Genomic DNA, 6,240 nt, shown 5'->3' on the forward strand with positions numbered 1-6,240 from the left:
AATAACGAATGAGCGTGGAATTGATGCAAAACAGAATGTTTACCAATTTGGTCGATTTATTGCAGTACAGAGCCGTCGTGCAGCCGGAGCTTAAGCTGTACACGTACCTGACGGACGGGGAGGACGAGGAGGTCTCGATTACCGCGGCGGAGCTGAACAGGAGGGCGATGAGCGCCGCGGCGGAGCTCAAGGGGCTCGAGCAGAAACCGGAAACCGCGCTGCTGCTTTTCCCGCCGGGGCTCGATTTTATTGCCGGCTTTATGGGCTGCCTCTATGCAGGAGTGATCGCGATACCGGCGTACCCGCCGCATTTCCGGCGCCCGACCCCGAGACTGGACAGCATCATCCACAGCTCGGGAACGACGGTTGCGTTAACGACGGGACAGATGATGGCGGATATCGCGGGCCAGCTGGACCAGACCTCGCGGATTACCACGCTGCGTCTGATAGCGGTAGACCGGCTGAAGGCCGCCGGCCATTACGCCTGCGAGCCGTGCTCGGGCGGACAGCTCGCGTTTCTGCAATATACGTCGGGCTCGACGGGCAATCCGAAGGGGGTGATGGTCACCCACGGCAATCTTCTGCACAATATGGGGCTGATTGCCAAGTATTTCCGGCTGTCGCCGCAAACGAAAATCGTGAACTGGCTGCCGGCTTACCATGACATGGGACTGATCGGACAATTGCTGATGTCGCTTATGCTCGGGTGCGAGCTCGCGTTTATGTCGCCGGTCAATTTCATTCAGAAGCCGATCCGCTGGCTGAAGGCGATCACGAAGTACGGCGCCACTTACAGCGGTGCGCCAAACTTTGCTTATGAGCTGTGCGTGAGCAAATTTAACCCCGAAACGGACGGAGATATCGATCTTAGTTCATGGGAGCTTGCCTTTAACGGCGCCGAGCCGGTCAGGGAAGAGACGCTGCGGAAGTTTGTGGACACCTTTGCTCCGTACGGCTTCAGGGCGAACAGCCTGGCCCCATCCTACGGTTTGGCGGAAGGGACGCTTTACGTCTCCGGCTGCAAGAAAGAGGAGCCGTACACGGCAATCTGGCTGAAGTCCGACCAGCTGGAACAAAACAAGGCGGTCGAGACGGCTGCCGGAGCTCCCGGGGCGAGACCGATGGTCGCCTGCGGGATCATCGTTCCGGAGCAGCGCACGATCATCGTCGATCCGCAAACGCATATCCCGTGCGGAGAGATGGAGGTCGGGGAAATATGGGTCAGCGGTCCGAGTGTCGCTCAAGGCTATTGGCGCAATCCCGAGGCTTCGGAGGAGGATTTCGGAGCGGTGCCGGCAGCGGATTCGCCTGAGGGAAGAACGTTTCTGCGCACGGGGGATTTGGGCTTTATCCGCCAATCCGAGCTGTTCGTGACGGGCCGGATCAAGGATGTGCTTATCGTCGCCGGCCGCAACCATTACCCGCAGGATCTCGAGCTTACGATCCAGAGCAGCCATCCGGCCATACGTAACGAGTATATCGCCGTGTTCCAGACCGTCAAGGACGATCGGGAAATCGTTGTGGCCGTGGCGGAGCTGAACCGGGAGCATCGGCAGCGCACGAAGCGGCAGGACGATCTGGCTCTGCTCCGTAAAGAGGTGCTTGCGGCTGCGCGTACGGCGGTGGCCGAGGCGCATGAGCTTATGCTGGACGACGTTGTGCTGATCAAGACCGGTACGATACCGAAGACGTCCAGCGGCAAAATCCAGAGGCGGTTGACCAAAAGCATGTACGAAGAGCAATTACTACTAATATGGTGAGGGGAGCGGACATGAACAGAACGAAGGAATCCGGCCTGATCCGGGAATGGCTGACCTCGGAAATAGCGGAGCTGCTCCGGATGGATGGGCGCGAGGTCGACATTCATATGCCGTTCAACAGCTTGGGGCTTGATTCCGCTAAAATTATGATGCTCTCCGGCGAGCTGGGGCAGCGGCTTCAGCGGACCGTCTCACCGACACTGTTCTGGGAGTTCGCGACTATCCATGAGCTGGCCTCGGCACTTGAATCGGGGAGTCCGAAAGAGACGGCCGGTACGAAGGAAAAGGGCCTGCATGGCGGGAGCATGAAGCGTGAGCCGATCGCGATCGTCGGCATGGGCTGCCGATTTCCGGGAGCGCCGGGTCTTAACGAATATTGGGAGCTGCTTGCCGGCGGGAAGGATGCGGCGGGCGCCTATCCGGCGGACCGGCTGAAGCTGGTGAAGCAAACGGTCCGGCGCGAGGGCGGCTATATCGAAGGAATCGACGGCTTTGATTATCCGTTTTTTAACCTGTCCTACCGGGAAGCGATCCGTATGGACCCCCAGCACCGCATGCTGCTCGAGGTGGTATGGGAAGCATTCGAGGATGCGGGCATACCTCCTGCAGAATGGGCGAACACGGCCGGCGGAGTATTCATCGGCATATCGGGCAACGATTACGGCAGGGAAGACCTGCTCGCGGAAGAGCCGCACATTTACTCGATAACGGGGAATGCCTTGTGCATTGCGGCGAACCGGGTCTCCTATCTATACAATTTGCACGGGCCTAGCGTCGCGGTCGATACCGCCTGCTCTTCGTCGCTTGCAGCGGTGCATATGGCCTGCCAGAGCATCTGGTCGGGAGACTCGATCCATGCGGTTGCCGGCGGCGTCAATCTGATCCTGTCGGACGGAATTACGACGGGCCTTGCTAATGCCGGCATGCTGGCGGCGAACGACCGCTGCAAAACGTTCGATGCGTCGGCGGACGGCTATGTAAGGGGCGAAGGCTGCGGGATCGTCATCCTTAAGCCTATGTCCAAGGCAGTCGCAGACGGCGACGACATCTATGCGGTAATCCATGGCGGCGCCTTGAATCAGGACGGCCGGAGCAACGGACTGACCGCGCCGAATCAAAGCGCGCAGGAAGCGCTGCTCCGTTCGGCTTACCGGAGCGCCGGCATTTCGGCGGCTAGTGTTCGTTATGTAGAATGCCACGGCACGGGAACTTTTTTGGGCGATCCGATTGAGGTGAAGGCGCTGGGCAGCGTCTTGTCTGCTGGAAGAACGCAGGCTGAACCGCTGTTTCTGGGCGCTGCCAAAACGAATATCGGCCATCTGGAATCGGCGGCCGGCATTGCCGGGCTGATCAAGACGGCTTTGGTGCTGAAGCATGGGGTGATCCCGCCGAATTTGCATTTTAACAGCTGGAACGGTGAAATTCCTCACGAGGAGTTCGTGGTGCGGGTGCCGCTTCAATGCGAGAGGCTGCCGGAAGGGGCGTTCGCAGGCGTCAGCTCGTTCGGCTTCGGAGGCACTAATGTTCATACGGTGCTTGGGCCGGGTCCGGTGCGGGTCGATGGAGCACAGGCGGCGGCCTTGGGCGGCCGGCCGGAGCTGTTCGCGTTATCCGCCCGTACGAAGGAAGGGCTTACCCGGCTGGCGGAACGGTATTTGTCTTTTATCCGGGACGGAGCCGAGAGGCGGTATGGGCTTAGCTTAAGCGGCATTTGCGCCGGCTTGTGGAACGGCCGTCAGCATCATGTTCAGCGTTTGGCGATTTCCGCTTCCTCTTTCGGGGAGCTTGCCGAAGGACTGGCAGCGTTTTTGGCGGGGGAAGAGCTCGAAGGTGTGAAAGCGGGGTCTGCCGCATCCGGGGATCCGGAGTGCGTGTTTTATTTTACCGGTGAGGCCGCCGGACAAGTCGAGGAAGAAGAGCTGCTTGAATTCCCGGTTTTTCAGCAATCGCTGCATATCGTTAGTTTGCTTGCCCGGATGCAGGGCATCTCCGGCCGGGAGGATGAAGCTCGCCGTCCTGCCGTTCAAACGTTTGCCTGGCAGTACGCCTTCGCACAGCAGCTGCGTGAATGGGGAATCAAGCCTGCGCATGCCGAGGGAGAAGGTACGGGGGCGATTGCGGCAGACGTGATCAATGGTACAATTACACTGGAGAAGGCAGTAAGGCTGCTGGTTCTGGACGGGGATGCAGCGCCGGGCGAAGCAGGTGGCGAATCTGCCGGTGGAATTGCCGATGAATGTGCAGGTGAATTCGCTGGTGGAACTGCAGGTGAATTCGCTGGTGGAACTGCAGGTGGAATTGCCGGTGAATTTGCAGGTGAATTCGCTGGTGGAACTGCAGGTGGAACTGTTGGTGAATCTGTAGGCAAAATTGCCGGTGAATCTGCAGGCGAAATTGCCGGTAAAACTGCCGGTATAACTAGCGGCAAATTAGTCGGCGCAATTGATCAAACGTTTGCACGAGGCGATGCCCGAATACGGATCCGCATCGGAGCCCGCTCGCCCGCAAACATGGACACCGATCGCCAGGTGCGGGGCCGGGGGCCGTCCGGGCATGACGCTTCCGGAATCGGCCGGACAAGGAAAGCGCTGCTGGCGGCGGCGGGCGAATGTTACTTGTCAGGCTTTCTTGCGGAGCCTTATTCCGGTTCCGGCAAGGGCCGGACGCATCTGCTGCCTGTGTACGCCTGGCACCATCCATCCTGCTGGAAGCAGATGGAGCAGACACAGCCGCACTCTTTTCAATGTTTCTGTTAGGGAGGAATCGCTTTTGTTAAGCGTGGATATTGTAGTGATCGGCGCCGGCCAGGCCGGCTTGGCCGCCGGTTACGAGCTGCAGCGGGCGAATCGGGATTTTCTGCTGCTCGACAAGGGGAGCTTTATCGGCGAAAGCTGGAGAAGCCGGTACGATTCGCTCCGGCTGTTCACGCCCCGCAGGTACAGCGCGCTGCCGGGATTGCCTATGAAGGGGAAGCGCTGGGGCTACCCGCATAAGGACGAAATCGCCGATTATTTGGCGGAGTACCAGAGCAAGTATGCGCTGCCCGTTCAGCTGCTAACGGATGTGACGTCACTGACTGCCCGAGATGGCAGGTTCTGGATCGCCACCAGTAAAGGAGAGCTCGAAGCGAGACAGGTCATCGTGTCGACCGGACCGTTCCAGCGCCCGTATTGCCCGGAGTTTGGCAGCGCGCTTGGCTCGGCGGTGACCCAGCTCCATACGGCGGACTATAAAAATCCGGAGCAGCTGCCGGGCGAACGTGTTCTCGTCGTAGGTGCCGGTAATTCGGGCGCTCAAATCGCGCTGGAGCTGTCGGCGAAGAAAAAGGTTTATTTGTCGGCCTCCCATGCGATCAATTACATGCCTTACCGCTTCTTGGGTAGAAGCCTGTTCTGGTGGTATGAGCGGATCGGTTTGCTGCGGAAAGGTCCGGACAGCCGGATTGGCAAAAAACTGGCGGCGAAAAAAGATCCTCTGTACGGCTACGAGCTGAAGGAGGCGATCGACCGGGGCGAGGTTGATTTGCTGCCGCGGACGATTGGGGCGAAGGAACGCAGGCTGCTTTTGGAGGGCGGAGCCGATATCGAGGTCGACGCCGTCGTCTGGGCAACGGGTTTTAAGCCGGACTACAGCTGGATTGACATTCCGGATGCTTTCGGCACTGGCGGGACGCCTGTTCATGATCGCGGAGTAAGCCCGGTGCGCGGTCTGTATTTTGTCGGGCTGCCCTGGCAATCATGCAGAGGCTCGGCTTTGATCGGCTGGGTGCACCGCGACGCGAAATACATAAGTCAAATCGTCCGGCAGCACGAGCCGAAAATTTCCTTGCAGCGGCAGAGCTCTGTTGCCAGACCGTTGTAATTGGTGGAGTAAAATAGACAGGGCCGATGCATGCTTCAGGCATGCACCGGCCCTTTTTGCGTTTATTCGTCGTCCAGCTGTTCCCGTTCCTCGGCTTGCTCCTGCACGGAAGAAGCGGCTTGCGGGTTTTCCTCTTTCACATACTCATCCTGATCGCTTCCCCAGACGAAATCGTAGTTGGTGATGTCGGGGCGGTAAGGCTTGTTTTTGTCGTTCACATGACTCACTCCTTCTCGGCAAGTATGTGAATTTCATCGCGGATTTATTCAAGTGCGTATAATTTCTTGGCTTTCCCGCTGCACAGTGTGTCTAGACATAAATGCGCAGTCACAAGCTGGACAATTTCGCTATAATTGCTGCTGACTTGCGGGTAACTGATTTCCAGCCTCCGTATCTTCCGGCGGGGGCATTATTCGGCTGCAGATAGTGCAGTAGAATGCTGAGCAGGAGCACTTTTCCGCAGTTCTGTTGCAGGAAGTGCAGAAGTAAAGGCCGTGCACGGCGGAAATCGCCCATATGGGCGCGAATCGGCGATGTAGATCTGCTGCAGAAAGTGCAGCAGATCGCTAGTCAGCCCAGCTTTTGGCTCATTCTGCTGCAGGAAATGCAGCAGAATGTG

General features: G+C 58.6%; 5 protein-coding genes. 3 read left to right on the forward strand and 2 right to left on the reverse strand.

The genetic code is table 11. The features are described 5' to 3' along the window. Positions 1 to 8 precede the first annotated feature (8 nt). Genes KP806_RS22750 through KP806_RS22760 form a run of 3 tightly spaced genes read left to right on the forward strand, consistent with a single transcriptional unit; the run spans position 9 to position 5,621 of the window. Entirely contained in the window at positions 9 to 1,760 is a 1,752-nt protein-coding gene (locus KP806_RS22750; RefSeq protein ID WP_224726046.1) for a fatty acyl-AMP ligase, read from the forward strand. A gap of 11 nt (positions 1,761 to 1,771) precedes the next feature. Continuing rightward, positions 1,772 to 4,516, forward strand: a complete 2,745-nt coding sequence (locus KP806_RS22755) for a type I polyketide synthase (protein ID WP_224726047.1) — start codon at positions 1,772 to 1,774, stop codon at positions 4,514 to 4,516. A gap of 22 nt (positions 4,517 to 4,538) precedes the next feature. Next, positions 4,539 to 5,621: a flavin-containing monooxygenase gene (locus tag KP806_RS22760; protein ID WP_224726055.1), complete on the forward strand. Its 1,083-nt coding sequence runs from the start codon at positions 4,539 to 4,541 to the stop codon at positions 5,619 to 5,621. A gap of 62 nt (positions 5,622 to 5,683) precedes the next feature. Here KP806_RS22760 and KP806_RS22765 read toward each other — a convergent pair whose 3' ends face one another. Together KP806_RS22765 and KP806_RS22770 are read right to left on the reverse strand one after the other, a co-directional pair. After that, complete coding sequence (locus KP806_RS22765) at positions 5,684 to 5,839, reverse strand: hypothetical protein (protein ID WP_224726048.1); 156 nt, start codon at positions 5,837 to 5,839, stop codon at positions 5,684 to 5,686. A 191-nt stretch (positions 5,840 to 6,030) separates the two neighbouring features. Then, positions 6,031 to 6,240, reverse strand: a 210-nt coding sequence (locus tag KP806_RS22770) for a hypothetical protein (RefSeq protein ID WP_224726049.1), incomplete at its 5' end; no start/stop codon positions are given.

Origin of the sequence: Paenibacillus vietnamensis, assembly GCF_020169515.1 — a bacterium.
Classification (GTDB): domain Bacteria; phylum Bacillota; class Bacilli; order Paenibacillales; family Paenibacillaceae; genus Pristimantibacillus; species Pristimantibacillus vietnamensis.